This window comes from Sphingobium tyrosinilyticum, assembly GCF_042654265.1.
Lineage (GTDB): Bacteria > Pseudomonadota > Alphaproteobacteria > Sphingomonadales > Sphingomonadaceae > Sphingobium > Sphingobium tyrosinilyticum.
The window spans coordinates 165,281-189,500 of the sequence record NZ_JBHSFZ010000030.1 but is presented as its reverse complement, the minus strand read 5'-3'; the positions used below and the strand labels follow the sequence as shown (position 1 = coordinate 189,500).

Here is a 24,220-nt window from a genome sequence, read left to right as displayed (position 1 = left end):
CGCCAGCTTGAACTCGGGTGCCTTGCTGATCACGTTGATGAGGCCCGCCGAAGCGTTGCGGCCGAACAGCGTGCCCTGCGGCCCGCGCAGCACTTCGACCCGCTCGATTTCGCCCAGTTCGTTAAGCCCCGCGCCCGTGCGCGACCGATAGACGCCATCGATGAACACGGCGACCGAGCTTTCGAGGCCCGGATTGTCGCCCACTGTGCCGATGCCGCGGACGCGGGCCGACGCATTGGCTTCCGACCCCGTCGATGACACAAGCAGCGACGGCGCAAGCTGGTTCAGCGTACGAATGTCGCTGGCGCCGCTATTCTGCATCGCCTGGGCGGTGACCGCCGACACGGCGATCGGTACGTCGGACAAGGGGCTGGCGCGGCGCGTCGCGGTGACGATGATGACGCTGCCATCCTCCTCTGCTGCCTGTTGCGGCGGCGCTTCCTGCGCCTGAACGTGGGACACGGATCCGGCCAGCGCGACCACACCGGCAGACAAAAGCCAAAGATTTTTCTTATTCATGGGACCCTTCCTCTCCTGCAGCGCCTGGTTTTCCAAGTCGGCCTTAGGAGTGCGATTATGCGGACACAGCGGATCAAAGGCAAGCTAACCAAGCCTTTACAACCCTTTGCGCCCAGTTGTTGCCGTATTCTAGCGCCATGTGGTCTAGCAGCAACAGCTTAACGCCGCGTTTCCGTAGCGTCTCTACCCCAACGGGAAACGCAGCATCCGGTCCGCGACGGGCACCAGCGCCATTGCCCCCGGACCCACCGCACGGCGAATTTCCCCATGCCCCGCGTCCAGCCCGCCGGTCAGCGCGCCCAACGCTGGCAGGATCAGTTTGGATGAGGATCCGACGAAGCAGCGCCGCGACACATGCCGTCCGCGCAAAGAAAGGCGGAATTTGGGGTGAAAATGCCCCGAAATCTCGGGTCGCGGATCGACCGGATCGGCTTCATGCCGCAACCAGATGCCATCGACCTCGGCTTCCACCATGCGCCTGCCTCCGGGCGTTTCCGCCATGCCCACATCATGATTGCCGGTGATCCACAGCCAATCCAACCGCGCCGTCAGCGCACAAAGCCTCTCACGCACCTTGGCAGGCAAGCGCGCCGCCCCATCTGCATCGTGAAAACTGTCGCCCAGGGACCAGACGGCGCGCGCGCGCGTCCGTTCCACCAGCATCTCGATCATGTCGAGCGTCGCCTGGCTGTCATGCGGGGGCAGGAACTGACCGAACCGACCGAACCAACTCGCCTTTTCGAAATGCAGGTCCGCGACCAGCAACGCCGAGTGCGCAGGCCAGAACAGCGCCGCCTCGGGCAATGCCAGAAACTCGTGACCCGCGAACGAAAAGGGAACCATGCCCCGCCTATGCGCGCTCGCGCCCGGCCTTTCAAGAGGGCGATGAAGCCGCTATGGGCGCGGCATGGCTCCGCCCTTCACCATCGCCGCGCTCTATCGCTTCGCGTCCTTCGCCGACCCAGAGGCGATCGCGGCGGAATTGCGGACACTCTGCGCGCAGCTTGAAACCTGCGGCACGCTGATCCTCGCGCGCGAAGGGATCAACGGCACGGTCGCGGGCAGCGATCAGGCCATTGCCGCACTCCTCGGCCATATCCGCGCCCTGCCCGGCTGCGCCGATCTGGACGTCAAATACGCCACCGCTACCCAGGCCCCCTTCGGCCGCATGAAGGTGAAGGTGAAGCAGGAGATCGTGACCCTGGGCGCAGGCGATCTTGACGCTGCGGCGCAAGCAGGCCGCCATCTCGACCCGGCGGAGTGGAACGATCTGATCGCCGATCCCGACACGATCCTGATCGATACGCGCAACGCTTATGAAGTGTCGGTCGGCAGCTTCGAGGGCGCGATCGATCCGGGCACCCGCTCCTTCCGTGACTTTCCCGGCTGGTTCGACAGCTTCGCTGCAGAATTGCGCGAACAGGGACGCGAGCCGCGCATCGCGATGTTCTGCACCGGCGGCATCCGCTGTGAAAAATCGACCGCGCTGGTGCGATCGCGCGGCTTTGAAGAGGTCTATCATCTGCGCGGCGGCATCCTGCGCTATCTTGAGGAAATGCCCGAAGACCAAAGCCGCTGGCGTGGCGACTGCTATGTCTTTGATGAACGGGTCGCGGTCGGCCACGGCCTGAAGCCCGGCAACCATGTCATCTGCCGCACCTGCGGCCTGGCCCACCGCCCGGATGCGCCGCACGATTGCGCGGGTTGAACGCGCGCCAGCCGGCCGGAAGCCTAAACGATATAGCGGTGCAACGCTCCGCCATGTTCCCGCAGCCACGCCCGCGCAGGCCGCGGGTCCTCTCCCAATATCCGCGCATGCGCCGCGTGAAAGGCGGGGCTGTGGTCCATGTGCAGCAGATGGGCGAGTTCATGCGCCACCGTCGCCCGGCGTACATGCGGCGGGCACAGGATCAAGCGCCAGCTATAGCGGATCGCCCCGTTCGACGCGCAGCTCGCCCAACGGCTGCGCGGATCGCCAATGCCGACCGACGCCACGACCAGCCCATGATCGCGCGCCATCGCATGGCTTTCCATCTCCAGCACGGCCCGAGCCCGCGCCTTGAGCCAGCGCAGCACGCGCGGTCCTACTGACTCCGCCACGCCCCCCAGGATCAGCCGATCCTCGGCCAACCGGACCGAACGCGGCGCGCCCTGCGTCCAGCAGATCCGCACCTCCCGTCCCTCCAGCGGGAAAATCGCGCCATCGCCAAACATGACCAGGGCAGGCTGCGCCGCCATTTGCGTCCGGACCCATCCCTCATGCCCCTGCGCCCAACCGAGCGCGCGATGAAGGTTCGCTTTGGTCGGAAGCGATAACCTTAACTCGCCCCGCGCCCGGTCGAGCGACAGGCGATAGGCTTTCGCCCGGGCCGATCGGCGGACGCGCACCGGCACCGCCACCCCATCGACCAGGATCGCGCCTTCAGAGTTCTCGATCGACAAGATGATTTTCCCAATCGCCCGCATCTGCCTCGGCGATCGTCCAGCCGCGCACGGACTCCTGCGCCCGGTGCACCGCTTCCCGATCGCCGCTGATCAGATAATGCCATGACGGCAAAGGCTTTCCCTCGCTACGCAGCCGGTAGGCGCAGGTGCGCGGCAGCCAGCTGATCGTCTTCACCTTCTGCGGTGTCAGGCGCACGCAATCGGGCACGAAGCTGCGCCGTTCCTTATAGTTGGTGCATTGGCCGCTATGTCGGTCGAGCAGGCGGCAGGCGACGTTGGTCGGGTAGATACGCCCCGTATCTTCATCTTCCGCCTTGTGCAGGCAGCATTTGCCGCAACCGTCGCACAGCGCTTCCCACTCCGCGCGATCCAGCTTGTCGAGGGGCTTTTCCCAGAAGTTCAAACCGTCACTTGACCCATTTTTCGAGGAAGGCGAGCACCTTGTCCGGTGCGCCTTCGTCCTGGTCCGGCGTTCCCGGATCGTCCACCGGAACCAGCGCAACCGGCTGGCCATCCGGCCCGAACAGATAGGGCGTCCGGCTGTGGCTTACCAGATAGCCGCTGTCCTCCTGCGGCTTTTCCTTGTTGAAGATGACGACGAAATCCTTCGCCACCTTTGCAATCTCATCGGGCGTGCCGGTCAGGCCGATCAGGCGCGGATGGAAGGCAGCGACATAGGCCTTCAGCACCGCGGGCGTATCCCTCTCAGGGTCCAGGCTGATAAACACCGGCTGCACCTTGGCCGCGCGCCCGGCGTCGGCCTTCTCGAACTGCGTGAACGCCTGCATGATGCGTTGCAGGTCAAGCGGGCAGACATCGGGGCAATAGCTGTAGCCGAAATAGACCAGCCGGTACTTCCCCTGAAAATCTTGCCACTGCACCTTCTTGCCATCCTGGTTCGTCAGGGTGAAGGGCGCGCCGATCCGCGCTCCGGCAAGGTCGCCGGGCGCGCTCCCTGACTCGCTTGATGCATTGCCGCCCGCGCCCATATTACAGGCAGCCAGCAGGGCGGTGATCGGCAGCAGGATGGAGCAAAGCGCTTTGTTCATGGCGCCGCCAGCCATGCCCTGCTATGGGCGCTTTTGCAAATGCCAACGGGGCTTAACGACGATGACAAGAGGTTTTCCGGCTTGGATGGGCGCAGGCCGCGCCGCTGCTCTGGCTCTCGCGCTGCTGTCGCCGATGGCGGCGCATGCGCAGTTTTCGGACAGCTACAACTTCCTGAAGGCGGTCAAGGACGCTGACGGGCAGAAGGTCACCGACCTTATCCAGAAGCCCGGCTCGACGGTCATCAACAGCCGCGATGTCACCAGCGGTGAAACCGCCCTGCACATGGTCATCGCGCGCCGTGACGTCACATGGCTGTCCTTCCTCCTCGCCAAGGGCGCCAATCCCAACCTGACCGACAATCGCGGCAATACCCCGCTGATGAATGCGGTCCAGGCCCGGTTCGAGGATGGAGTCCGCACGCTGCTTGCTGGCGGCGCTCAGATCGACAAAGCGAACGGCAGTGGCGAAACGCCGCTGATCCGCGCGGTGCAACTGCGTGACGTGGGACTGGTCCGGCTGCTGATTGCGCAGGGCGCCAATGCCGACAGGCGCGACACCATCGCCGGCATGTCCGCGCGCGACTATGCAGAGCGGGAATCGCGCACCCCCGGCCTGGTCGAAGCGGTGACAGCGGCCAAAACCAAGGCAGCGCCCTCCGGCCCAGTGCAAGGTCCGGTTTTCTAGCAAGCGGTTCGTCAGGACAAAGGATCCAGGCGTCACCTTGCGCTAAACGCCTGGCCTTCCCATCTTCATTCCTGCCATCCTTCGCGAAGAGGCAGACCATGAACCGCAAGCCAATGGATATGGAGAAAGCCTGGGAACAGGCGCTCGGCAATATCTTCCAGCCCTATACGGGCACGCAGCACGGATCGACGAAGGCGATGGACGCCTTCGGCGCGGCGCTAAGCTCCAGCAGCTATGACATTCGCCGCCATCTGGCGCGAACCGCGGCGCGTCAGGGTTCCACCGCGCTCAACCAGTTCCTCGCTGAGGAATATTGGGGAAAGCGTCCCTACTAATCCCGCGCGGATCCAGCCTTTACCAGCCCAGTTCCGCTGCATGGTCCGGATCGGCGAGCGCAGTCAGCCGCCGCGCCGCGCGCCTGGCGAAGCGCAATGTCTCAGCTTTTCGCCGCGCCGCCGGAAGCGGCTCCACCGGGGCAGGCCGCAGCAATTCGGCATCATATTGATCGGCCACGATCAACCCGGTCCGTGCGGGCCATAATGCCTCGCTGTCGAACAGCGACAGGTCGAAACCGGAAGGCACCGCCCAGAAAAAGCGGTCGCAATAATCCAGATAATCGGGCCATTTCATATCGCCCAGCAGGTCTGCGCGGCTGCATTTGATCTCGACGATGGTTATCCGCCCCGCGCTGTCCAGCGCCATGATGTCCGCACGGCGGCCATTGGGAAGCGGCACTTCCAATATCCCGCTCATGTCATGGCGGAAAAACAGGCGCAACGTGCCGCGCGCAACGGCCAGGGCCGTGCCATCGGTCAGGGGCGAACAGCCTTGCGCTACGGGAGAAGAGGAACTGGCGGTCATCGCACTATGATAGAACAGGAAGGGAACAAAAGAAAAGGCCGGTTCAGCATTAACTGAACCGGCCTGCTGTTTCCTAAGTGCGACCCGAGGAATCAGCGATAGAAGATATGATTGTCGATCGCGGCCAGCTGGCGCTTGCCCCAGCTCGGCGAAACGCGGCGGGCATGGAAGAACAGCGCGCCTTCGGCCTTGCTGTCCCAGCCGTCCTGCATGGCGATCTGTGCGATCGCGACCGCCTGGCGCCAGCTTTCGGTCGCCATCGGGATCGCGGGCATGCCGCGGCCACGAACGAAGCTGAACTGGCCGGGCTGATAGACGACGCCGCACAGGCTGCTGGCGAACCGGCCGGACTTTGCTCGATTGATGATAACGCGGGCTACGGCGAGCTGGCCTTCCAGGCTCTCACCCTTGGATTCAAAATAAACTGCACCCGCGAGGCACTTCATGTCGCCATCGAGCGTTTCTGCAGCTCCCTGGGCATCAACCAGGGCGGAAAGATTGTCGGCGCGCACATCGGCGCTATCGGAAAGGGTGCCCAGCGGCTGCGCGACTTCGCGCGGCGCGGAGAAAACAACAGCAGGCTTTGCGGCCGCCGGAGCTGAATTCAGCTCTTGATGTTCCGGAAGGGAAACGACCGACGGAGCAGCTTCATTGGCGCTCGACATGTCGGCCGCTGTGACCGCCGCTGTGGCGGACAAAGCAAATGCCGCGGCAATCGCGGCCTTCAGACGAAGACTCATTACAACTCAAAAACGTGCGGTTATTGGCCGTGGACGTCGGGTCAAACCCGTAACTTACAATCGACGTCTGGCCGCCCCCCGTCTGCGTGTTTACCTCCCCCGCCCCCCACGGGCGAATTTGGCAACCTGCGCGTTAAGCGTTGCAGGGGCCGATGCCTTCCCCCGGCCGGAGAGTCAACGATCAGCAGATCGTTTCAGCGGCGAACCGTTCCGCATCCGCGATGTCGAGTTCGATAATCCACAGGTCGGGGTCCGCCCGCCGCCTGCGCGCTATATATTGAGATAGCGAATCCACGCCCTCTTCGGGGGCGGGCCCGCAACGCACCAACTGATAGTTTCCGGCAAAGTCCGGCACCCGTTCATAGAGGCCCTTTCCCTGGCCCCGTTCGGCTGCTTCAATCAGGATGGCGCCGCTGATTTCATCGCCTTTGACCAGCACGGTGGCGAAGCCGCCCGCCGCCGCAGAGCGCCTGATGAGAACGCCGACCAGCATGGCGCTGGTCAGCCGTTCAGCCTGCATAACCCGGCAATGACGATAGCGGAAATTGAGAGCGCATGAAGGTCCCGGTCCCGCGACCCACTTCTTCGCCCTCCATATCGATCAGACTCGCTTCGGCGACGAACACACGTCGCTTGCCGCTGATCCAGCGCCCTTCCGCCCGAATCCGTCCGGGGCCAATGGGCCGGGTGAACAGCAGGTTGAAGGCGGTTGTCAGCAGGAATCGGTCGCTCACCAGGCTGTTCGCCGCGTAGAAGGCGGCATCGTCCATCATCTTGAAATAGACCGTCCCATGCACCGCGCCGGCGGCGTGGAACTGTTCTTCGTCCACATCGAACTCGATGACCGACCGGCCCGCCTCGGGAATCGTCAGTTCGGACCGGAACATCCGGTTGATCGGAGCCGACCGGTACAAACCTTCCAACGCCCGGAAATGCGCCGCTTCGCCGCTTGGCGCGCTATCAGGCTGCATCACGCGCTTCGCCACCGGCCAGCAACGCGTGCAGCGCCTCGGCCGATTTTGCGCCCCTCAACCGGGCGACATGCGCATCTTCACGCAGATAACGCGACACTCGGGCCAGCGTCTTCAGATGCTCAGCCCCGCTATCCACAGGGGAGAGCAAAGCGAACACGACATCGACCGGCGCATCGTCCACCGCGTCGAAGGTCAGCGGCGGGCGGAGCAGAACCACGACCGCGCGCATCTTCTGAAGGCCCGCAATCTTTGCATGGGGAATGGCGATGCCCCCGCCAAAGCCGGTCGATCCCAGCCGCTCCCGTTCCGACAGCGCGTCCGACACCATATCGGCTTTCAGCCCATAGGCGGCTGCGGCCAGTTGCGCAATTTTCTGGAAAAGAGGCTTCTTGCCGTTCACCGACAGGCCCGTAGCGAGCGCATCCGGCGCGACGATATCGTTGAAATGAACCATGACCAACCTGGAACAGCCGAGGCGCGCCATGCCCCAAAATCGCGCGTTGCCCGGGGATATAAAGCCCGGCCCCATAGGCCGCCTGCCGCTCTAGGTCAACTGGCGCCCTGGGGCCGGAACCCTTGTCAGCCGCGCGGTTCCACCCAGCCGATCGTCCCGTCATGACGGCGATAGACCATATTATAGGCCGATGTTCCCGCATTCAGGAACAGCAGCGCATTGGTGTTGCGCAGGTCCAGCATCATCACCGCGTCGGATACGCTGGCTTCGGGAATATCTACGCGGGTTTCCGCAACGATCAGCGGCGCCTCTGCCGGTTCCTCTTCCTCCTGCGACGATGCAAAGATGGTATAGCCCGCGCCGTCCAGCCCATTCAGGTCATAGCCATTGGCACGCTGCGCCTCCGCTGCTGCGGCCTGGGGATGGCGATCTTTCAAACGGCGCAGATAGCGCCTCAGCTGCCGCTCGATCTTTTCTGCCGCCTGGTCAAAGGCCGGATGCGCTTCCTGCGCTTCGCCCGCCCCTTTTAGGATCAGGCCGGTCATCACATGGCAGACGATGTCGCAATGAAAGGCCCCGTGGGGCGCAGGTCGGAACGTGACCTGGGCGGAAATCGTGCGAGCGAAATATTTCTCGGCCATCGCCTCCAGCCGGGTCCAGACATGCTGCTTGAGCGCGTCGCCCGTGTCGACCTGATGCCCGGAAACACGAATATCCATATGCCTTCTCCTTGTTCTTGCCGGGCTGCGGGAAGCAGTCCGGGTGGCGCGAAGCATGAAGGGCAGGGCGTCAGACCAGCCTTCAAGCCTCCTCCAGCCAGAGCGGCTTTTCCAGCGTCGCGACAAACGCTGCATGCCGTTCCAGCTCCGCCGCGCTGACCGTGAAGATTCGCGCGGGACGAACAGGGCGAACCGCGGCGATGCCCGCAAGTTCCACCCGAATGGCGTCATTATCCTCCTCTTGTGCAAGACCGAGGCCGATTTGACGGCCGCCGGTCAGTTCGATGTAAAGCTGTGCCAGCAGTTCAGCGTCGAGCAATGCGCCATGCTTGATGCGATGGCTGCGATCGATGCCGTACCGGGTGCAAAGCGCGTCCAGGCTATGCTTGGCGCCCGGATGCAACTGGCGCGCGATCGCGACCGTGTCGATCATCCGCGCCATCGTCACTTCGGGCAAGCCGCAAAGCTTCAATTCATGGTTGAGGAAGCCGAAATCGAACCGTGCATTATGCGCGACCAGATGGCTGTCCTCCAGAAAGTCGAGCAATTCCGCGACCCCCGCCGAAAAAAACGGCTTGTCCTTTAGGAAGATGTCCGAAAGCCCGTGAATCGCCTCGGCCGCCGACGGCATCGCCCGCTGGGGATTATAATAAGCGTGAAAGGTTCGCCCTGTCGGGACGCGGTTCACAAGTTCAATGCAACCAATTTCCACTAGCCGATCTCCCGATGCGGGGTCGAATCCAGTCGTTTCGGTGTCGAAAATTATTTCGCGCATCGCCCTCTTCACGCCGACTCTGCCGGACTTGTCCTTATCGGCCCGTCTTTGATCCAAGGCAAGCGACCAAGCGCCGCACCTGGGCCCGCGTGACGGCGAATGTGGTGCCGGTATGGATGATATAGTCCGCCCGCCGCCGTTTTTCAGCATCAGGCGTCTGCAAGTGCAGGATTTTCCGGAATTTCCCCGCCGTCATGCCGGGCCGCCGCAGCACGCGCTTGCGCTGTTTCCACGCAGGCGCGGTAACGACGATGACCCCCGCCAGCTTGCGATGGCCATGTTTCTCATAAAGCAAGGGGATGTCGAGCACCACGAAGGCACGCGCGCGGTGGCGGCGCAGGAAAGCCATGCGCTCTTTCTTCACGGCGGGATGGACGATGGCCTCCAGCGCCTTCAGTTCCTGTGGATGACCGAACACCGCCGCCCCGAGCTTGGGCCGATCGACCCCCATCGGACCCGTCGTGCCAGGAAAGCGCGCCTCGATCGCCGGCAACAGCTTACCTTTAGGCCCCTGCAACCGATGCACCTCGGCGTCAGCGTCGAAAACCGGCACGCCTTCGCGCCGCAGCATCGTCGCGACCGCCGATTTTCCCATGCCGATGGACCCTGTGAGCCCGTAGATCTTCATGGTTACACCGCCAAGAGCAGCGCGCGCAGTTCATCATCCCGTTCGCGCGGCGCTTGCGCATCGAAGAAAATATCGAAAGCCAGCGCCGCCTGCCCGATCAGCATCTCCAGCCCATCCAGCGCCTTCAGGCCCTGCTCCCGCGCTGCCTTCAGCAGTCCGGTCTCCAGCGGCGCATAGACAATGTCATAGACGGTCGCGTCCCGCCTCAGCGGCCGGAGGTCCAAATCCAGCACCGGCTGCCCCACCATGCCGAGCGAACTGGTGTTGACAAGCAAATCGGCGGCGGGAAGCGCATCCGCCATGCCGATCACCCGCCCCTTAACCTTGGCCCGGTCAAGCAGCGCCTGACCCTTGGCCGGATCGCGCACCATGACCGTGATGTCCGGCACCCCCAGGCTGGTCAGCGCAAACAGGATCGCCCGCGCCGCACCGCCCGCGCCGACAATCACGGCGCTCTCGCCCTTCCATTTGTCGCGCAGCAACGGCTGCAGGAAACCGCCCGCATCGGTATTGGTGCCAATCAAAGGCCCACCCGTCTCGCTGGCGATAGTGTTCATCGCGCCAATCCGCTCGCGCACTCCGCCCGGATCGTCGGTATAGTCCATCACCGCGATCTTGTGCGGAATGGTGACATTGCATCCCAGCCAGTCAGGATCGGCCCGCCGTTCCAGGAAATAGGCCGCCAGCCCCTCGCTCGTCACATGCGTCTTGCGATATTCCGCTTCGATGCTCAGGCAATCGAGCCAGAAATTATGGATGAGCGGCGATTTGCTGTGCGCGATCGGATCGCCGATCACTTCGGCATAGGGGAGCGTGTCGGTCATGACGGCAGAACGCCCCGGACACGCAGAAAGTCAAGCAGCGGCAGCAGGGGAAGGCCCTGAATCGCAAACTGGCTGCCTTCCACCTTGGCGAACAGCTGAACGCCCGGCCCTTCGATCCGGTAATTGCCGACACACCAGCGGCATTGCTCCCATTCCTGGTCGAGATACTGTGCGATGAAGGCATCCGACAGCAGGCGGACCGTCATCCGCACCCGCTCGACATGGCGCCAGATCGGCTCGCCATTCATTGCGATGACCGCTGCGCTGTGGAGATGATGCACCCGCCCCGACAGCAGGCGCAAAATCCGTTCCGCGTCCGCCCGATCAACCGCCTTGTCGATCATCATGCCGTCGTCCAGGCTCAACGTCTGGTCACAGCCCAATATCAGCCCGCCCGGCACGCGCCGGGACACTCTGAGCGCCTTCAATTCCGCCAGCGCATCGGCCAGGGCCCGCGCGTCCAAGCCATCGGCCCGCAACGCTTCCTTCGCCGCCTCCTCATCGACGCCCGGCGACAGCGCCTCGAAAGGCACCCCCGCCGCGCTCAACAGCGCCCGACGGCTCGCGCTTTGCGATGCCAGCACGATCATGCGTCACTCCCCTCCGCCAGCACGCGGTCGTTGAACAGGTTGATGATGGCCGCCGCCGCTTCCTCGATCGACCGGCGGGTCATGTCGATCACCGGCCAGCCATTGTCGGCGAACATCCGCCGGGCAAAAGCCAGCTCCTCCTGCACCTTTTCCAGATCGACATAGCTCGTCTCGGGCGCCTGGTTGAGCGACAGCAGCCGGTTGCGACGAATCTGCACCAGCCGTTCGGGACTGACGGTCAGGCCCACGACCATCGGATGCTTGAGCGTGAAAAGGCTGCGCGGCGGCGGCGACTGCACGACCAGGGGGATATTCGCAGTCTTGTACCCGCGATTGGCGAGATAGATGGAGGTCGGCGTCTTGGACGCGCGCGACACGCCTGCCAGGACGATATCGGCCTCCTCCCAATTTTCATGCCCCACCCCATCATCATGGGCGATGGTGAACTGGATCGCCTCGATCCGCGCGAAATAGGCTTCGTCGAGGATATGCTTGCGGCCCGGCCGATTGCGCGTTTCCTGCCCCAATATGTTGGACAGGGCGTCCGTCACGCTGTCCAGCGCGGCGACATGCGGCAGGCCCAGCGCCCGGCAGCGCGTTTCCAGCCGCCGCCGCAACTGATGATTGGACAGGGTGAACAGCACCAGTCCCGGATTGGCCGCGATTTCCTCCATGATCCGGTCAAGATGGACATCGGACCGCACCATGGGCCAGAAATGGCGCACCGCCTCCACATTCTCGAAGGCGCCGATGGCCGCCTTTGCGACATTTTCCAGTGTCTCTCCGGTGGAGTCCGACAGCAGATGCAGATGGATACGCGACATGAGGCACATCTCTGTGAGGAGGCTGTGGATAAAGCAAGGGATAGGTTGCGGGCAAAACTACCCCTTCTGGATAGCTCCCATTAGCCGGAATCTTATCCACACACCCCCAACAGGCGGCCATTTTCATCCACAGCCTGTGGATAGCGTGGATAGAGCGACTGACTCGGATCGGAATCGATGGGCCTGGAGAGTCAAGCTGTTGGCAAATCGGGGCACAGCGCATAAACCCCGCTGCCAAGCGCCCTACTATCTCCATCATCCTTTTAAGAATCTAAATAAGAGAGTTTATGACGGGACCAGATGCCGGCCTTTCCACCGGGACTTCCAAGCCGCTGCTTTCCGTCCTGAAGGGTGAAAGCCTTGCCGTGCCGCCGATGTGGCTGATGCGCCAGGCTGGCCGTTATCTGCCTGAATATCGGGCGCTTCGGGCTGAGAAAGGCGGTTTCCTGGAACTGGTCTATGACAGTCCCGCAGCGGCTGAGGTCACGCTCCAGCCGCTCCGCCGTTTCGGCTTTGATGGCGCGATCCTCTTTTCCGACATTTTGATCGTCCCCTATGCGATGGGGCAGGATCTTTGGTTTGAAACGGGGGAGGGGCCTCGCTTGGCGCCGATCCTTAGCGAAACGGACCTGTCGGCGCTCAAACCCGATCTCAGCCGCTACGAGGCGGTCTATGAGACGGTGCGGCAGGTAAAGGTGGCACTGGACCCCGCTGTCACCTTCTTGGGCTTTGCGGGCAGTCCCTGGACCATCGCGACCTACATGGTGGCTGGGCAGGGCAGCAAGGACCAGGGCGCGGCCCGCCGCCTGGCTTATCAGGACCCCGAACGCTTTGGCGGGATCATCGACGCGATCATCGATTCCACCGTCCTTTATCTCTCCGGCCAGATTCAGGCGGGCGTCGAGGCGGTGCAGCTATTCGACAGCTGGGCAGGCAGCCTCGCACCGCTTCAGTTCGAACGCTGGGTGATCGAGCCCAACCGGCGGATCGTCGAGAAGTTGAAGGCGCTTCATCCCGGCGTTCCCGTCATCGGCTTCCCCAAGGGCGCAGGCGCGAAGCTTGCCGACTATGCCGCGGGCACCGGCGTCGATGCGATCGGCGTCGATGAAACCATCGATCCGCACTGGGCCAACCGCGTCCTCCCGCAGGGGCTGCCCGTCCAGGGCAATCTCGATCCGCTGGCGTTGATCGCCGGGGGCAGAGCGGTCGAGGAATCGGTCGATAATATCCGCGCCGCCTTCGCGGGCCGTCCGCATATCCTCAACCTTGGCCATGGCATCCTGCCCGACACGCCGATCGCGCATGTCGAGGCGCTGATCGCCTATGTGCGGCAAGGAAAGAAGAGCTGATGCCCTATCTTGGCGCCGCCTATCTGTGGGTGAAGGCCGCCCATCTGATCTTCGTCATCTTCCTGATGGCGGGCCTGTTCATGATGCCGCGCTTCTTCGTTTATCACCACCAATGCCCGGTGGGATCGGACGAGGACCGCAAATGGATCGACCGGGAAGGGCGGCTGCTCAAGATCATCCTCAATCCGTCGCTCGTTCTGGTCTGGGTCTTCGGCCTGATGCTGATGGTGGAAATTGGCGCCTGGAATTTCGGCTGGTTCCACCTAAAGCTGCTCTTCGTCCTTGGCCTCTCCGCCTATCATGGCTGGATCGCCGGCTATGCGAAGAAGCTCGCAAAGGGCCATCGCCCCATGAGCGAGAAGAAGCTGCGTCTGGTCAACGAAATCCCCGGAATCGCGGCGGCGGTTATCGTCGTGGCGGTTATCGTAAAGCCATTCTGACTCTGACTCTCGTCATCCCAGCGGAAGCTGGGATTTCGCGTCCCGACGCTGAACGTCAAAGATTCCAGCTTCCGCTGGAATAACGAACGTCAGGTAACCGGCTCAACCGCAATATTGTCAATCAACCGCGTCCGGCCCAGCTTCGCCGCGCCCAGCAGCCTTGCCGGGCGGTCCAGCACATTCATCGGCTCCAGCGTCACTGCATCGCACAGCGTCACATAGTCGATCGGATCAAATCCATGCGCCGCGAGCATCGCGATCGCCTTGGCGAGAGCGGCCTCCACGGCCACGCCCTTCTCCATCTGCCGCGCCGCTTCGCCCAAGGCGCGGGGCAGGGCCAGCGCGTCCTTGCGCTCTTCCTCGGTCAGATAGGCATTGCGCGATGACAGGGCGAGCCCATCTTCCGCCCGCTCCGTGGGCACGCCGATGATCTCGACCGGCATGTCCAGATCCCGCACCATCTGCCGGATCATCGCCAGCTGCTGATAATCCTTCTCCCCGAACAGCGCGACGTCGGCCTGCACCTGGTTGAAAAGCTTGGACACCACCGTCGCCACGCCATCGAAATGTCCCGGCCGCGCCGCGCCATCCAGTCCCTCCGTCACGCCCGAAACCGAGATATTGGTGGCATAGCCCGCCGGATACATGACCTCGGCTGTCGGCGCCCAAAGTATGTCCACGCCTGCCGTCTGCAGCATCTGCGCGTCCTTGGCTTCCCGGCGCGGATAGCTGTCCAGATCCTCATTCGCGCCAAACTGCCTGGGATTGACGAAGATCGACACCACCACATGCCCCGCATGCCGCCGCGCTTCTTCGACCAGCGCCATATGCCCTTCATGCAGCGCGCCCATGGTTGGCACCAGCGCGACGCGCCGTCCGTCGCTTTTCAACGTTTCGATGGCGGTTCGCAGGGCAGGAAGATCACGCAGCGTTTGCACGGGACGAGGGGCTCCGATATGGCAGCAGGGGACGGGGAATATCCTGCTAAGGCACGACCCGACAATAGGGTCAAGAATCGTTGCGGCAATAAACGGGGTTATCAATGGGTACGAACACCCAAACGCACCATATCGTCTTCGCCAATGAAAAGGGCGGGACCGGCAAATCGACCACGGCCGTCCATACCGCCATTGCGCTCACCGCGCTTGGCCACAGAGTGGGCATGATCGACCTCGATCCGCGCCAGCGCACCGTCACGCGCTACATGGAAAACCGCGCCGAAACCGCTCGCCGCCGCGGTATCGACCTGCCCGCGCCCGACTTCGCCGTGTTCAAGGGCGACACGGTCGAGGCGTTGGAGGAAGAGGCCGCCGCCGTGGCCGAGGGCAAGGATTTCCTGGTCGTCGATACGCCCGGCCGCGACGATGTCTTCGCCCGTCACATGGCCGCTCGCGCCCACACGCTGGTGACGCCGATGAACGACAGTTTCGTTGATTTCGACCTTATCGGCCAGGTGGACGCCGAAACCTTCAAGGTCCGCCGCCTGTCCTTCTATTCCGAACTCATCTTCGAAGCGCGCAAGACCCGCGCCAAGGCCGATGGCGTCTCCATCGACTGGGTCGTGCTGCGCAACCGCGTCCAGCATCATGACGCGCGTAACAAGAAACGCGTGGGCGATGCTCTGATGGAACTGTCGCGCCGCGTCGGCTTCCGCGTCATTCCGGGCCTTTCGGAACGCGTGATTTTCCGCGAACTCTTCCCCTCGGGCCTTACCCTGCTCGACAAGGGGCATCTCGGCGATCTGGGCGTCAGCCATATCGCCGCCCGCCAGGAACTGCGCGAGATGGTCTCGGGCCTCGCGCTTCCCGCTCGCGCCGAAACCGCACCGCTGGATCTGCTCGGCGCGGCCTGATGGGTCTCTTCGCCCTGCTGCTTATCGGCCTTGCGGGCTGGCTCATCTGGACGGGACGGTTGCAACGTATGAGCGCAAAGGATGGCATGGCGCTGGGCGCGGCGCTGGTCGGCGCCGTCATGACCGCCAAGGGCAAGCCGCTCGTCGGCGCGCCGCTGCTCATTGGCGCGACTCTCTTCTTCTTCGCGCAGGGGCAGAAGGCAAAGCCAGCCACGCCGAAGGCGCGGCCCACCCCGCTGTCCGACGATATCGTCAAAGCGCGCGCGCTGCTTGGGGTCGGAGCCGACGCCGACGCGGGGGAGATTCGCGCCGCCCATCGCCGCCTGATCGCCTCGGTTCATCCCGACCGCGGCGGGACGGAGGCGCTCGCCGCCCAGATCAACGCCGCGCGCGACCTCCTTCTGGCGCAGCAGGCGGAAAGCGGGCAATCGCCCGGCCGCTAAGGCCCGGGTAAGGAGAAGCCGCGTCATGGCGCATCATTTCCACCCTTCGCTCATGCGCGAATATGACATGCGCGGCGTCTTCGGCCGGACGCTCCGGGAGGAGGATGGCTATGCCGTGGGCCGCAGCTTCGGCACGATCGTCAGGCGCAAGGGCGGATCAAGGGTCGCGGTCGGCTATGACGGCCGGCTGAGCTCCCCGCCGCTCGAATCTGCGCTGGTTCGCGGCCTTATTGATAGCGGGGTGGATGCCGTGCGCATCGGCTTGGGGCCGACGCCCATGCTCTATCATGCCGAAACGGTGCTGGATGTGGATGGCGGCATCCAGATAACCGGCAGCCATAATCCCCGCGATCATAATGGCTTCAAGCTGGTGCTTGCGCATGAGCCCTTTTTTGGGTCGGACATTCTGCGCATGGGCGCGCTGGCGGCCGCTGGCGACTGGACGGAGGGCGCTGGCAGAATCGAAAATGCCGCCGTGCTCGACCATTATGTCGCCCGCTTGGTCGAGGGCTTCGACGGCGGAGCTTGGCGCATCGGCTGGGACGCGGGCAATGGAGCCGCCGGAACGGTCGTTGAAAAGCTCGTCAAGCTGCTTCCTGGAGAGCATCACACGCTCTTCACCCAGATAGACGGCAATTTTCCCAACCATCATCCCGATCCCACCGTTGAGCGAAATCTGCAGGATTTGCGCGCGCTTGTCCTTTCAAAAAAGCTCGATTTCGGCGTGGCTTTCGACGGCGACGCCGACCGGATCGGCGTGATCGATGGCAAGGGCCGGGTCATCTGGGGGGACCAACTGATCGCTCTTTTTGCCGAAGTGGTGCTCAAAAACAGTCCCGGCGCGACGATCGTGGCGGATGTGAAGGCTAGCCAAACGCTGTTCGACCGCATCGCTGCGCTCGGCGGTCGGCCGCTCATGTGGAAAACCGGCCACAGCCTGATCAAGTCCAAAATGAAGCAGGTCGGTAGCCCGCTGGGTGGCGAGATGACCGGCCACATCATGTTCGCTGACGATTATCCGGGCTATGACGATGGCCTCTATGCCGCCGTGCGCCTGATCAGAGCAGCGACCAGCCTGGGCCGCAGCATCACCGCCCTGCGCAACGCCATGCCCGATCTGCCCGCCACTCCCGAACTGCGATTCCCGGTTCCGGAGACCCGCAAATTCGCTTTGGTGGACGAGATTGCCAAGCGCCTCCGCGCCGTTGGAGCCCGCATCGACGAGACCGACGGCGCCCGGGTCACGACCGATGACGGCTGGTGGCTGCTGCGCGCTTCCAACACGCAGGCCGAACTGGTCGGCCGGGCGGAGGCGCGTGATCGTGCAGGGCTCGATCGCCTGCTGGACGCGCTATATTCGCAGTTGCGAGAATCAGGCGTGACGGACGCTTGATCCGCCATCAACCAGCGGCTCGAAACTCGCCGGTCCTATTTTCTCGCGCAAGTAACGGGTTCAATTCCCTTACGTAAAGCTGCGCATATCCTGACGATTGCGTCAAACGCAATCAACGGCGCTTCTTTCGCATTTGCAACAGATGCGAGTCAGCCGCAAAAGGGACGGGCCTTTCAGGCATCCTCTCCTAAAAACTTTCATAGCCGTCCTTCGGGACGGCTTTTTTTTTGTTCTCGATCGGCCACTTTCCCGAACAAGAAATTAACCATGTCGCTGCTAACCGCCATCCTCAGTATAGAAGTTTCGCGGCTTGGGGGCCGCCACGACCAGTTTGAGGGGGGATGTAAATGCCTGTTAACCGCCATGCCGCCGCTTTTCTTGTGTCTGCAGCGGTGCTTTCAGCGGTCCCTTTGCCGGCTCTTGCTGGGGGGTTCTATCTGCAGGAACAATCGCCAAAGGAAACCGGCAGGGCGCTTTCGGGCGGGGCTGCGGCTGCCGACGATCCTTCCACCGTTTATTTCAATCCCGCGGCCATGACGCAGCTGCCGGGTATCCAGACTTCGTCTGGTGGCGTCCTGCTGTTCGCATCGGCCCGCCAGCAGGATCGCGGAACCACGCGCACGGTGCCTGGCCTTCCCGGATCGGTGCCGGTTGGCGGCACCTCAGGCGGCAATCCCTTCGACAGCCTTATTCCCGTGCCCAGCTTCTATGCGACCGGCCAGCTGTCCGACCGGCTGTGGCTTGGTCTCGGGGTGACGGCGCCCTTCGGGCTCAAGCTCGACTATGCCAATGATTTTTCCGGCCGCTATGACTCGCTGCATACCGAACTCAAAACCTATAATGTCCAGCCGTCGGCCGCCTATAAGCTGATGGACAACCTGTCGATCGGCGGCGGCGTCGATGTCCAATATGCAAAGGCAAAGCTGACCAATGCGCTGCCCAATCTGTCGCCGCTCGCGGCCGATGGTCATTTTCAGGTAAAGGGCGACGATCTGTCCTTCGGCTGGAATGCCGGTCTTTTCTACACCAGCGGCAGGACCAATTGGGGCATCCACTATCGTTCGGCCATCAAACACCGGATCGAAGGCAGCGCAACCTTGTCGGGCCTGTTAGGTCCGCTGGCGGTCGTCAACGGGACCAGCGATGCCAGCACCCCGCTCAACCTGCCCGATATCGTCACCGCCAGCATGATGCACCGCTTGAGTGCGCACGCTCGCGCGATGCTGACGGCCCGCTGGTATAATTGGTCGGTCTTCCGCGACATTGCCATCACCTCCGGCGCCGGCACATCGGTCAAGGAACTTCATTATCGCGATAGCTACAGCGTCAGCGCAGGCGGCGAATATGATGTCAGTCCTGCGCTCACGCTCCGCGGCGGAGCTATGTTCGACCGCACGCCGACCAATCCGCAATTTCTGACGACGCGCGTCCCCGATGGCGACCGCGCCTGGCTGTCGGGCGGCGCGACCTGGAACATGTCACCGGCGCTGGCGCTCAATCTCAGCTACGCCCATAATTTCATCAAGCGGGTGACGATCCTGCGCGCCGACCATTATTATTCCGATCCGGCCGCCGTCACCGTAACGACGCGCTCACGGACCAGCGGCAATGTCGATCAGATCGCTGCATCGGTGACGGCGCGGTTTTAACTTCGCTGATGAATCACTATAGGGGCTCCATCAGCACGGAGCCCCTTTTTCATGTCCGACCATAATCCCGGCCTGCGTCCCTGGCGCGATATCGCCCGGCGGCAATCCCGTCAGATCATGGTCGGCAATGTGCCTGTAGGCGGCGGCGCGCCGGTCACGGTCCAAACCATGACCAATACGCCGACCTTCGACGTCAAGGCGACGATCGACCAGATTCGCCGCTGCGAGGAAGTGGGCGTGGATATCATCCGCGTCTCCTGCCCGGACGAGGAATCGACCGCGGCGCTCAAGCAGATCGTTCGCGCCGCCCGCGTGCCGATCGTCGCCGACATTCATTTCCACTATAAGCGCGCGCTGGAGGCGGCGGATGCGGGCGCGGCCTGCCTGCGCATCAACCCCGGCAATATCGGCAGCGAGGGGCGGGTGAAGGAAGTGGTCGATGCCGCCAAGGCCAATGGCTGTGCGATCCGCATCGGCGTCAATGCGGGTAGCCTCGAAAAGGACCTGCTCGAAAAATATGGCGAGCCTTGCCCCGAGGCGCTGGTCGAAAGCGCGCTCGACCATATCAAGCTGCTGCAGGACCAGGATTTCCACGAATATAAGGTGGCGGTGAAAGCAAGCGACGTCTTCCTCGCCGTCGCGGCCTATATGCAGCTTGCCGAAGCGGTTGATTGTCCGCTCCACCTCGGCATCACGGAGGCGGGCGGCCTGATCGGCGGCACGGTGAAAAGCGCGATCGGCATCGGCAACCTGCTCTGGGCCGGGGTCGGCGATACGATCCGCGTCTCCCTTTCCGCCGAACCGGAAGAGGAAGTGCGCGTCGGCTATGAGATCCTCAAATCGCTCGGCATCCGCACGCGCGGAGTCAAGGTCATCTCCTGCCCCAGCTGCGCGCGGCAGGGCTTCGACGTCATCCGCACCGTGCAGGCGCTCGAGGAACGGCTCCAGCATATCCACACGCCGCTCTCCCTTTCCGTGCTGGGCTGTGTCGTCAATGGTCCGGGCGAAGCGCGCGAAACCGATATCGGCCTGACCGGCGGCGGCGCGGGCAAGCACATGGTCTATCTCTCCGGCCTCACCGACCACACGATCCAGGACGAAGGCATGATCGACCATATCGTCAGCCTGGTCGAAGCCAAGGCGGCAGAGATCGAGGCCGCCAAGCTGGAGGCCGAGACGACTGACGCTGGGAATGCCGAGGCGGCTGAGTAGAGCAGGGGCCTTGCCCATTCGATGAGAGCGGGATCATCCATTCCCGTTCGGGTTGAGCGTGTTGAAGCCGATGCCCCGCCCTCCGTTCGCTTCGAACGAAGTCGAGAAGCCTTTGCGCATGCCTATCTCGACTTCGCTCGATATCAACGGCTGTTGACCTGAATCCGGATGCGGCCAACCGGCGGCACCCCTCCTTCCTTCGCCCTGAGCTTGCCTAACCGAAGGTCGCCTAAGCCAACGGCCTTTCTTCCCCTTCACGGTTCGATGCTTTAGCTGAAGATGATGGCGCACTCCCGAAGTCTGGCGATCCCCTTCTCCGTCTGCTGCGCGGCCGTCGCGCTCTTTGCCATTATGGACGCGACGATGAAGGGCCTCAGCCTCTCCATCGGCCTGTTCAACGCCCTTTTCTGGCGCGCGCTGACGGGCAGTCTGCTGGGGATCGCGCTCATGCTGCTCACGCGGCAGCGCTGGCCTGCGCCAGCCGTGCTGCGCCTCCATTTCCTGCGTGGCGCCGTCGTTTCGCTGATGGCCAGCCTCTTCTTCTGGGCGCTCATGCGGCTGCCCCTTGCCGAAGCCATCGCCCTTTCTTTCATCGCGCCGCTGATCGCGCTCTATCTTGCCGCCCTGCTGCTGGGGGAGCGGATCGAGCGCACGGCCATTGTGGCATCGCTGCTGGGTCTGTTGGGCGTCGCCGTCATCCTCTCCGGCCGGATGCAGGGCGGCTATGATTGGGACGCGCTGCTCGGTGCGGCGGCGGTGCTGCTGTCCGCTGTCCTTTTCGCCTGGAACCTCATCCTTCAGCGGCAGCAGGCACAGCTCGCTTCCCCGGTGGAGGTCGCCTTCTTCCAGCATATCGTCATGTTCGCGCTGTTCGGACTCTGCGCCATGACCGCGGGCCTGGTGCCGGGACTGGCGGCTTTGCGCCTCGATATGCCCACCTTTCATTCCTGGCTGCTGATCGCCATGGCGGCGGCGCTGGCCTTCACATCGCTGGCGTCATTCGCCTGGGCCTATGCGCGGGCGGAAGCGCAATATCTGATCCCGGTCGAATATACCGCCTTCATTTGGGCCGCGATCATCGGCTGGCTGGCCTTTGGCGAGCGGCTGACGCTCTCAACTTTGGCCGGGGCGGGGTTGATCGTCGCCGGTTGCCTCATCGCCGCGCGCACCAGGCGGCCGATCGAAATGCATGAAGGAATCGCATAGCTCGCCTACTGTCGCCTTCTCAAAATCCGCTCCAATTCGCTATTTCCTTCACTGTTTCGACAAGACGAGCCGAAAAGCCGGACTCTTGACGGCGACTCCTCCCTCGGCGCATTGTGCCGGAACGGAACATTTGGGGGACATTCGAGACCATGGCTGTCAGCCGCGGAGCCAAGCGCACGCCGGAATGGCGCGAAATGCTGAAACGCAGCCTGATCCGCAGCGGCGCGCTGATCAGCGCGATCGCGCTGATGCTGGCGACCCTGTTTCTCGCTCTCGCTCTCCTGAGCTTCCGCTTGAGCGACCCATCGATGATGACGGTCGCCGACGATCAGGTTCAAAACATCATGGGCTGGCCCGGCGCCTGGATCTCCGCCTTCCTCTTCACCCTGCTGGGCGTTCCTGTCGCGCTGATCCTTCCCCTTCTGGCGATCACCGCCCGCCGTCTTTGGGGCGACCAGGACATGACCGGGTGGAAATCCCAGTTCGGCAAATGCCTCGGCGGAATTGCCCTTGTCGGCATCGCGCTCGCCATGTTCCAGCCAGACTCCCTGATCGATCTACCCTCGGGCTGGGGCGGTCTGGTCGGTCTTGCGACGGCCAATGGCGTGCGCAGCCTCACGGCCCAAGCGGGCGCTGCGCAGGGCTGGATCACCGGAGGTCTCGTCGTCCTGGCGCTGATCGGCGGGCTCGCCCTCTGGTATCGTAGCCTCGCCTTGGAAAAGCCGATCCTTGCTCTCCGCCGCCCGTCCATGCCCAAGCTCGCCCTGCCACGGCCGAGTTTCGCACTGGCAGGCGCCGGCGCCTCGACCGATCTGGATGATGAGGAAGAGGTGGAGGACCGTGTCGTCAGCCCGCGGCGGACCGTGAGCAACGAACCCAAGCCGCCGATCACCATCCAGACGCCGAAGCCTGCTCCAGCCCAGCGGCAGATGGCACCGGTGTCGCAGGACGATCTGTTCGGTAACAGTTCCCTGCCATCGCCCGACCTGCTCAATCCGATCCCGGCGAGCCAGAGCCAGAAGATCGATAAGGCTGCGCTGGAACGCAACGCCCGCCTGCTCGAAAGCGTGCTCGACGATTTCCACGTCAAAGGCAATATCGTCGAAGTCCGCCCCGGCCCGGTTGTCACCATGTACGAGCTGGAGCCCGCGCCCGGCATCAAGGCAAGCCGCGTCATCGCGCTGGCCGATGATATTGCCCGCAACATGTCGGCGCTGTCAGCCCGCGTCGCGACCATTCCAGGCCGCACTGTCATCGGCATCGAACTGCCCAATGCCAACCGCGAAGGCGTTTCCTTCCGCGAACTGATCACCTCCGAACAGTTCGCGCAGGAAGCGACGCTGCCGATCATCCTGGGCAAAAATATCTCGGGCGAGCCGATCATCGCCGATCTCGCGCCCATGCCCCACCTGTTGATTGCGGGCACCACCGGATCGGGCAAGTCGGTGGGCCTCAACGCCATGATCCTGTCGCTGCTATACCGGATGACGCCGGACCAGCTGCGCCTGATCATGATCGACCCCAAGATGCTGGAACTATCGACCTACGACGATATCCCGCATCTCCTCTCGCCGGTCGTGACCGAGCCGAGCAAGGCGATCCGTGCGCTCAAATGGGCGGTCGAGCAGATGGAGGACCGCTATCGCATGATGGCGTCGATCTCCGTCCGCAACCTTGCCAACTATAATGAGAAGGTCCGCGCCGCGAAGGCTAAGGGCAAGCCCTTGGGCCGCCGCGTCCAGACCGGCTATGATCCCGAGACCGGAAAGCCGATTTACGAGGAAGAGCAGCTCGATTTCCAGCCCCTGCCGCAGATCGTGGTGGTGGTGGACGAGCTGGCGGACCTCATGATGACGGCGGGCAAGGAAGTCGAATTCCTGATCCAGCGCCTCGCCCAAAAGGCCCGCGCAGCCGGTATCCACCTGATCCTGGCGACGCAGCGCCCGTCCGTCGATGTCATCACCGGCGTCATCAAGGCGAACCTGCCGACCCGTATCAGCTTCTTCGTAACGTCGAAGATCGATAGCCGCACCATATTGGGCGAGCAGGGCGCAGAACAGCTGCTCGGCAAGGGCGACATGCTCTATATGCACGGTGGCAAGGGCCTGATGCGCGTTCACGGTCCCTTCGTGTCGGATGACGAAGTCCGCGTAGTCGCCGATCACTGGCGCGCTCAGGGTCAGCCCGACTATATCTCCGCTGTGACCGAGGAACCGGAAGAGGGCAGCTTCGCCCTTGACGGTGTGGACCTTGGCGACGACAGCCCCGACGCCCAGCTATTCCGCAAAGCATGCCAACTGGTCTTTGAAAATCAGAAGGCGTCCACCAGTTGGCTGCAGCGCCAGCTCCGCGTCGGCTACAACAGCGCTGCACGCCTGATCGAACGAATGGAAGAGGAAGGGCTGGTCGGACCGCCCAATCATGTGGGCCGCCGCGAGGTGCTGCGTGATGAGAATGGCAATCCGCTTTGATCACGATTGCGTCAAATGCAATCACTTGCCCGCTCTATGCATTTGTCAAAAGGACCGGCACCGTTCAATGAGGGCGTGCCTTTCAGGCATCCTCTCCTAAAAACTTTTCAGGCTGGTC

At 63.2% G+C, this 24,220-nt stretch carries 29 protein-coding genes; 12 read left to right on the top strand and 17 right to left on the bottom strand.

Features of this window, described 5'->3' with window-relative positions; genetic code table 11:
- On the bottom strand, positions 1–519 hold a 519-nt coding region (locus ACFO3E_RS14255), incomplete at its 3' end, for a TonB-dependent receptor plug domain-containing protein (RefSeq protein ID WP_380805471.1).
- Between the two features lie 183 nt (positions 520–702).
- Complete coding sequence (pdeM, locus tag ACFO3E_RS14250; RefSeq protein WP_066525887.1) at positions 703–1,362, bottom strand: ligase-associated DNA damage response endonuclease PdeM; 660 nt, start codon at positions 1,360–1,362, stop codon at positions 703–705.
- A gap of 64 nt (positions 1,363–1,426) precedes the next feature.
- On the opposite strand from pdeM, the gene trhO reads away from it, so the two are divergent.
- Positions 1,427–2,227 carry an oxygen-dependent tRNA uridine(34) hydroxylase TrhO gene (gene trhO, locus ACFO3E_RS14245; RefSeq protein WP_066525891.1) on the top strand — a complete coding sequence of 267 codons (801 nt, stop codon included), beginning with the start codon at positions 1,427–1,429 and terminating at the stop codon, positions 2,225–2,227.
- A 23-nt stretch (positions 2,228–2,250) separates the two neighbouring features.
- Here trhO and ACFO3E_RS14240 read toward each other — a convergent pair whose 3' ends face one another.
- From ACFO3E_RS14240 to ACFO3E_RS14230, 3 genes are read right to left on the bottom strand one after another with little or no spacing between them, the layout of a single operon-like run.
- The gene (locus tag ACFO3E_RS14240) at positions 2,251–2,985 is read right to left on the bottom strand and encodes a M48 family metallopeptidase (protein ID WP_082919568.1); all 735 of its coding nucleotides are present in this window, start codon (positions 2,983–2,985) and stop codon (positions 2,251–2,253) included.
- Positions 2,942–3,367, bottom strand: coding sequence for a YcgN family cysteine cluster protein (locus ACFO3E_RS14235; RefSeq protein ID WP_066525897.1), 426 nt, complete (start codon positions 3,365–3,367; stop codon positions 2,942–2,944). Before ACFO3E_RS14235 ends, ACFO3E_RS14240 begins: the two co-directional genes overlap by 44 nt.
- Before the next feature lie 4 nt (positions 3,368–3,371).
- Positions 3,372–4,028 (bottom strand): SCO family protein, encoded by a 657-nt coding sequence (locus ACFO3E_RS14230; protein ID WP_197486242.1) that lies wholly within the window; start codon positions 4,026–4,028, stop codon positions 3,372–3,374.
- Positions 4,029–4,098: 70 nt separating this feature from the next.
- Here ACFO3E_RS14230 and ACFO3E_RS14225 point away from each other — a divergent pair, with 70 nt between their 5' ends.
- A complete protein-coding gene (locus tag ACFO3E_RS14225; protein WP_066525898.1) occupies positions 4,099–4,698 on the top strand; it encodes an ankyrin repeat domain-containing protein in 600 nt (199 codons plus the stop codon).
- A 98-nt stretch (positions 4,699–4,796) separates the two neighbouring features.
- Positions 4,797–5,033, top strand: a complete 237-nt coding sequence (locus ACFO3E_RS14220) for a hypothetical protein (protein ID WP_066525900.1) — start codon at positions 4,797–4,799, stop codon at positions 5,031–5,033.
- A 19-nt stretch (positions 5,034–5,052) separates the two neighbouring features.
- Here the strand turns inward: ACFO3E_RS14220 and ACFO3E_RS14215 are convergent, their stop codons facing one another.
- The 11 genes from ACFO3E_RS14215 to ACFO3E_RS14165 all read right to left on the bottom strand — a co-directional run bounded on the left by ACFO3E_RS14215 (position 5,053) and on the right by ACFO3E_RS14165 (position 12,087).
- Positions 5,053–5,559, bottom strand: coding sequence for an MmcB family DNA repair protein (locus tag ACFO3E_RS14215; protein ID WP_066525902.1), 507 nt, complete (start codon positions 5,557–5,559; stop codon positions 5,053–5,055).
- Between the two features lie 92 nt (positions 5,560–5,651).
- Entirely contained in the window at positions 5,652–6,299 is a 648-nt protein-coding gene (locus tag ACFO3E_RS14210) for a cell wall hydrolase (protein ID WP_066525904.1), read from the bottom strand.
- A gap of 181 nt (positions 6,300–6,480) precedes the next feature.
- Positions 6,481–6,819 carry a DUF1491 family protein gene (locus ACFO3E_RS14205; protein WP_066525906.1) on the bottom strand — a complete coding sequence of 113 codons (339 nt, stop codon included), beginning with the start codon at positions 6,817–6,819 and terminating at the stop codon, positions 6,481–6,483.
- Positions 6,809–7,270 (bottom strand): PaaI family thioesterase, encoded by a 462-nt coding sequence (locus ACFO3E_RS14200; RefSeq protein ID WP_066528927.1) that lies wholly within the window; start codon positions 7,268–7,270, stop codon positions 6,809–6,811. Before ACFO3E_RS14200 ends, ACFO3E_RS14205 begins: the two co-directional genes overlap by 11 nt.
- A complete protein-coding gene (locus tag ACFO3E_RS14195) occupies positions 7,260–7,727 on the bottom strand; it encodes a PTS sugar transporter subunit IIA (protein ID WP_066528924.1) in 468 nt (155 codons plus the stop codon). Before ACFO3E_RS14195 ends, ACFO3E_RS14200 begins: the two co-directional genes overlap by 11 nt.
- A 125-nt stretch (positions 7,728–7,852) precedes the next feature.
- Positions 7,853–8,446 carry a ribosome hibernation-promoting factor, HPF/YfiA family gene (hpf, locus tag ACFO3E_RS14190; RefSeq protein WP_066525910.1) on the bottom strand — a complete coding sequence of 198 codons (594 nt, stop codon included), beginning with the start codon at positions 8,444–8,446 and terminating at the stop codon, positions 7,853–7,855.
- 82 nt (positions 8,447–8,528) lie between these two features.
- Positions 8,529–9,221, bottom strand: coding sequence for a DNA polymerase III subunit epsilon (gene dnaQ, locus ACFO3E_RS14185; RefSeq protein ID WP_066528930.1), 693 nt, complete (start codon positions 9,219–9,221; stop codon positions 8,529–8,531).
- 34 nt (positions 9,222–9,255) lie between these two features.
- On the bottom strand, positions 9,256–9,849 hold the full coding sequence (coaE, locus tag ACFO3E_RS14180) for a dephospho-CoA kinase (RefSeq protein ID WP_066525912.1): 594 nt from the start codon (positions 9,847–9,849) through the stop codon (positions 9,256–9,258).
- A gap of 2 nt (positions 9,850–9,851) precedes the next feature.
- Positions 9,852–10,673: a shikimate dehydrogenase gene (gene aroE / locus ACFO3E_RS14175; RefSeq protein WP_066525913.1), complete on the bottom strand. Its 822-nt coding sequence runs from the start codon at positions 10,671–10,673 to the stop codon at positions 9,852–9,854.
- On the bottom strand, positions 10,670–11,263 hold the full coding sequence (locus tag ACFO3E_RS14170) for a Maf family protein (RefSeq protein ID WP_066525919.1): 594 nt from the start codon (positions 11,261–11,263) through the stop codon (positions 10,670–10,672). Before ACFO3E_RS14170 ends, aroE begins: the two co-directional genes overlap by 4 nt.
- Entirely contained in the window at positions 11,260–12,087 is an 828-nt protein-coding gene (locus tag ACFO3E_RS14165; RefSeq protein ID WP_066525920.1) for a pyruvate, water dikinase regulatory protein, read from the bottom strand. Before ACFO3E_RS14165 ends, ACFO3E_RS14170 begins: the two co-directional genes overlap by 4 nt.
- A 287-nt stretch (positions 12,088–12,374) precedes the next feature.
- Between ACFO3E_RS14165 and hemE the strand changes: the two genes are divergently transcribed.
- Positions 12,375–13,436: a uroporphyrinogen decarboxylase gene (gene hemE / locus ACFO3E_RS14160; RefSeq protein ID WP_066525922.1), complete on the top strand. Its 1,062-nt coding sequence runs from the start codon at positions 12,375–12,377 to the stop codon at positions 13,434–13,436.
- Positions 13,436–13,876: a CopD family protein gene (locus ACFO3E_RS14155; protein ID WP_066525923.1), complete on the top strand. Its 441-nt coding sequence runs from the start codon at positions 13,436–13,438 to the stop codon at positions 13,874–13,876. Before hemE ends, ACFO3E_RS14155 begins: the two co-directional genes overlap by 1 nt.
- An 89-nt stretch (positions 13,877–13,965) precedes the next feature.
- Here ACFO3E_RS14155 and panC read toward each other — a convergent pair whose 3' ends face one another.
- Positions 13,966–14,814 carry a pantoate--beta-alanine ligase gene (panC, locus tag ACFO3E_RS14150; RefSeq protein WP_066525926.1) on the bottom strand — a complete coding sequence of 283 codons (849 nt, stop codon included), beginning with the start codon at positions 14,812–14,814 and terminating at the stop codon, positions 13,966–13,968.
- A 104-nt stretch (positions 14,815–14,918) separates the two neighbouring features.
- Here panC and ACFO3E_RS14145 point away from each other — a divergent pair, with 104 nt between their 5' ends.
- The 7 genes from ACFO3E_RS14145 to ACFO3E_RS14115 all read left to right on the top strand — a co-directional run bounded on the left by ACFO3E_RS14145 (position 14,919) and on the right by ACFO3E_RS14115 (position 24,102).
- Positions 14,919–15,728 (top strand): division plane positioning ATPase MipZ, encoded by an 810-nt coding sequence (locus ACFO3E_RS14145; protein ID WP_066525929.1) that lies wholly within the window; start codon positions 14,919–14,921, stop codon positions 15,726–15,728.
- The gene (locus ACFO3E_RS14140; protein ID WP_066525932.1) at positions 15,728–16,171 is read left to right on the top strand and encodes a J domain-containing protein; all 444 of its coding nucleotides are present in this window, start codon (positions 15,728–15,730) and stop codon (positions 16,169–16,171) included. The genes ACFO3E_RS14145 and ACFO3E_RS14140 overlap by 1 nt, the downstream gene beginning before the upstream one ends.
- Before the next feature lie 25 nt (positions 16,172–16,196).
- Positions 16,197–17,564 carry a phosphoglucomutase/phosphomannomutase PgmG gene (pgmG, locus tag ACFO3E_RS14135; RefSeq protein WP_066525934.1) on the top strand — a complete coding sequence of 456 codons (1,368 nt, stop codon included), beginning with the start codon at positions 16,197–16,199 and terminating at the stop codon, positions 17,562–17,564.
- 347 nt (positions 17,565–17,911) lie between these two features.
- On the top strand, positions 17,912–19,213 hold the full coding sequence (locus ACFO3E_RS14130; protein ID WP_380805460.1) for an OmpP1/FadL family transporter: 1,302 nt from the start codon (positions 17,912–17,914) through the stop codon (positions 19,211–19,213).
- 51 nt (positions 19,214–19,264) lie between these two features.
- Positions 19,265–20,425 carry a flavodoxin-dependent (E)-4-hydroxy-3-methylbut-2-enyl-diphosphate synthase gene (gene ispG, locus ACFO3E_RS14125; protein ID WP_066525943.1) on the top strand — a complete coding sequence of 387 codons (1,161 nt, stop codon included), beginning with the start codon at positions 19,265–19,267 and terminating at the stop codon, positions 20,423–20,425.
- Positions 20,426–20,707: 282 nt separating this feature from the next.
- Positions 20,708–21,631 (top strand): DMT family transporter, encoded by a 924-nt coding sequence (locus ACFO3E_RS14120; RefSeq protein WP_066528932.1) that lies wholly within the window; start codon positions 20,708–20,710, stop codon positions 21,629–21,631.
- Between the two features lie 149 nt (positions 21,632–21,780).
- Positions 21,781–24,102 carry an FtsK/SpoIIIE family DNA translocase gene (locus tag ACFO3E_RS14115; protein ID WP_066525945.1) on the top strand — a complete coding sequence of 774 codons (2,322 nt, stop codon included), beginning with the start codon at positions 21,781–21,783 and terminating at the stop codon, positions 24,100–24,102.
- The last annotated feature ends 118 nt before the right edge of the window (positions 24,103–24,220 follow it).

Bases quoted from the DNA above. Each gene is read 5' to 3' on its own strand.
- ACFO3E_RS14170 (WP_066525919.1), bottom strand. From the start codon at position 11,263: ATGATCGTGCTGGCATCGCAAAGCGCGAGCCGTCGGGCGCTGTTGAGC.
- ACFO3E_RS14225 (WP_066525898.1), top strand. From the start codon at position 4,099: ATGGGCGCAGGCCGCGCCGCTGCTCTGGCTCTCGCGCTGCTGTCGCCG.
- ACFO3E_RS14115 (WP_066525945.1), top strand. From the start codon at position 21,781: ATGGCTGTCAGCCGCGGAGCCAAGCGCACGCCGGAATGGCGCGAAATG.
- ispG (WP_066525943.1), top strand. From the start codon at position 19,265: ATGTCCGACCATAATCCCGGCCTGCGTCCCTGGCGCGATATCGCCCGG.
- ACFO3E_RS14215 (WP_066525902.1), bottom strand. From the start codon at position 5,559: ATGACCGCCAGTTCCTCTTCTCCCGTAGCGCAAGGCTGTTCGCCCCTG.
- ACFO3E_RS14130 (WP_380805460.1), top strand. From the start codon at position 17,912: ATGCCTGTTAACCGCCATGCCGCCGCTTTTCTTGTGTCTGCAGCGGTG.
- aroE (WP_066525913.1), bottom strand. From the start codon at position 10,673: ATGACCGACACGCTCCCCTATGCCGAAGTGATCGGCGATCCGATCGCG.
- ACFO3E_RS14240 (WP_082919568.1), bottom strand. From the start codon at position 2,985: ATGCGGGCGATTGGGAAAATCATCTTGTCGATCGAGAACTCTGAAGGC.
- ACFO3E_RS14120 (WP_066528932.1), top strand. From the start codon at position 20,708: ATGGCGCACTCCCGAAGTCTGGCGATCCCCTTCTCCGTCTGCTGCGCG.
- coaE (WP_066525912.1), bottom strand. From the start codon at position 9,849: ATGAAGATCTACGGGCTCACAGGGTCCATCGGCATGGGAAAATCGGCG.
- ACFO3E_RS14210 (WP_066525904.1), bottom strand. From the start codon at position 6,299: ATGAGTCTTCGTCTGAAGGCCGCGATTGCCGCGGCATTTGCTTTGTCC.
- ACFO3E_RS14220 (WP_066525900.1), top strand. From the start codon at position 4,797: ATGAACCGCAAGCCAATGGATATGGAGAAAGCCTGGGAACAGGCGCTC.
- ACFO3E_RS14140 (WP_066525932.1), top strand. From the start codon at position 15,728: ATGGGTCTCTTCGCCCTGCTGCTTATCGGCCTTGCGGGCTGGCTCATC.
- ACFO3E_RS14155 (WP_066525923.1), top strand. From the start codon at position 13,436: ATGCCCTATCTTGGCGCCGCCTATCTGTGGGTGAAGGCCGCCCATCTG.
- hpf (WP_066525910.1), bottom strand. From the start codon at position 8,446: ATGGATATTCGTGTTTCCGGGCATCAGGTCGACACGGGCGACGCGCTC.
- ACFO3E_RS14145 (WP_066525929.1), top strand. From the start codon at position 14,919: ATGGGTACGAACACCCAAACGCACCATATCGTCTTCGCCAATGAAAAG.
- dnaQ (WP_066528930.1), bottom strand. From the start codon at position 9,221: ATGCGCGAAATAATTTTCGACACCGAAACGACTGGATTCGACCCCGCA.
- ACFO3E_RS14165 (WP_066525920.1), bottom strand. From the start codon at position 12,087: ATGTCGCGTATCCATCTGCATCTGCTGTCGGACTCCACCGGAGAGACA.
- ACFO3E_RS14200 (WP_066528927.1), bottom strand. From the start codon at position 7,270: ATGCAGCCTGATAGCGCGCCAAGCGGCGAAGCGGCGCATTTCCGGGCG.
- hemE (WP_066525922.1), top strand. From the start codon at position 12,375: ATGACGGGACCAGATGCCGGCCTTTCCACCGGGACTTCCAAGCCGCTG.
- pdeM (WP_066525887.1), bottom strand. From the start codon at position 1,362: ATGGTTCCCTTTTCGTTCGCGGGTCACGAGTTTCTGGCATTGCCCGAG.
- ACFO3E_RS14195 (WP_066528924.1), bottom strand. From the start codon at position 7,727: ATGGTTCATTTCAACGATATCGTCGCGCCGGATGCGCTCGCTACGGGC.
- trhO (WP_066525891.1), top strand. From the start codon at position 1,427: ATGGCTCCGCCCTTCACCATCGCCGCGCTCTATCGCTTCGCGTCCTTC.
- ACFO3E_RS14205 (WP_066525906.1), bottom strand. From the start codon at position 6,819: ATGCAGGCTGAACGGCTGACCAGCGCCATGCTGGTCGGCGTTCTCATC.
- pgmG (WP_066525934.1), top strand. From the start codon at position 16,197: ATGGCGCATCATTTCCACCCTTCGCTCATGCGCGAATATGACATGCGC.
- ACFO3E_RS14230 (WP_197486242.1), bottom strand. From the start codon at position 4,028: ATGGCTGGCGGCGCCATGAACAAAGCGCTTTGCTCCATCCTGCTGCCG.